2 protein-coding genes are annotated in these 1,299 nt (G+C 52.6%); both read right to left on the minus strand.

The genetic code is table 11. The features are described from left to right. A partial coding sequence (locus NA637_RS25025; RefSeq protein ID WP_256075270.1) for a hypothetical protein occupies positions 1-263 on the minus strand: 263 nt, incomplete at its 3' end. A gap of 331 nt (positions 264-594) precedes the next feature. Beyond that, positions 595-1,299: acyltransferase (locus NA637_RS25030; protein WP_256075271.1), on the minus strand; the 705-nt coding region annotated here is incomplete at its 5' end.

A 1,299-nucleotide genomic window follows, 5' to 3' on the forward strand; every position in this document is an offset into this window, starting at 1 on the left:
CCCTTAGCAGAAACATGGCATTGCTGCAGCCCTCCGGGAGTGTTCACCAGATAATGATTGAAGCCTCCGCCAGAGGTCGATCCCGCCCCAAAATTAACTCGCCCAGAAGGCATGGAAATGAAATTGTAGTTATACGATTGAGCCTGCTGGCCCACCGAAGAAAGCGTTGAGGCAATCAAGGCCAAGGCATCGCTCCATCTATAAGCTTCACGTCGCCTATCGGCACTGATGATCCCTAGATACGCCTCATAATCGAGAATCATTTCAGGTATCATCGTAGAAATATTGGGAATAAACTTGGAGCAGTCTTCAAGGAACTCAGCTTCACTCTGACGCTGTATAACTTCAAGTATTTTTTTATATCGCTGATTGTACAGGTCAGCATCAACACTGGCTGAGACATTGTCACACTGGAATACAACGCTTAGCGACTACCCCTGACGACAGACGAATCGCTTGAAATTCTACGCGTCAGCTGTGGTTGAGGAAACCGCTACTGGCCGCAAAAAGATCCCGAAAGTCGTTCGGACACTGAAAATTAAAGCAACACGGCGCGCAGGCAAGGCCAACCGCTACACCCGCAGATCTATCCGATCAATGTGCCATTGCCCTGCGTGCCAGCAGGCGGGTCGCGGAAAACGACTTCGGCGGAGCCAACAGGAAATACAGGTCGTACCGCTTGATGATCATCTGAGCCAGCAACGGCGCGGCAAGCCCGGTCAGGGTTCCGAAAATTAAATGGACAGCTATGGATTCGATACCCATAAAGCTGCCAAGGACCACCCGGATACCGCTCCCGGCGAGAATATGCATCAGGTAGATCGTCATGGATGAGGCGCCGATGAATAGCAGCCAGCCCATGCGAAACCGGCCGAGCCACATCGAAAGGGCGACCACGAACAGGATCGAAACAGTCGCCAGCGCAAGCACCGGCAAGCCGCCCACCTCCCAATTCAAGCCGAACGTCATGTGAAACAGGTACTGCCCAATCACAAATGACACCCCGAGCAACAAGGTGAGAGGGACATACCGGGCAAGAAAATACGCCTTGATCTCGTTGAACCAGATACCGAGCGCAAAGAACACAGCATTGCCGAAGATAAACTTGCCGATACTGCCGACAGCCAGATCTCGACTGAGCACATAAAGCACACCAAAGACCAGCAAAAGCGGCAGAAAGTAGCGCCGGTCGGTCTTGGCGTAAACCAAGGAGCAGACAACGAAGACCAGGAACAGCGCATAGAGAAACCAGAACTGAGCCCGTGGCGACCAGAGCAACGAGAACACCTCCCCTAACCC

The organism is Stutzerimonas stutzeri (genome assembly GCF_024448935.1).
GTDB lineage: Bacteria > Pseudomonadota > Gammaproteobacteria > Pseudomonadales > Pseudomonadaceae > Stutzerimonas > Stutzerimonas stutzeri_AO.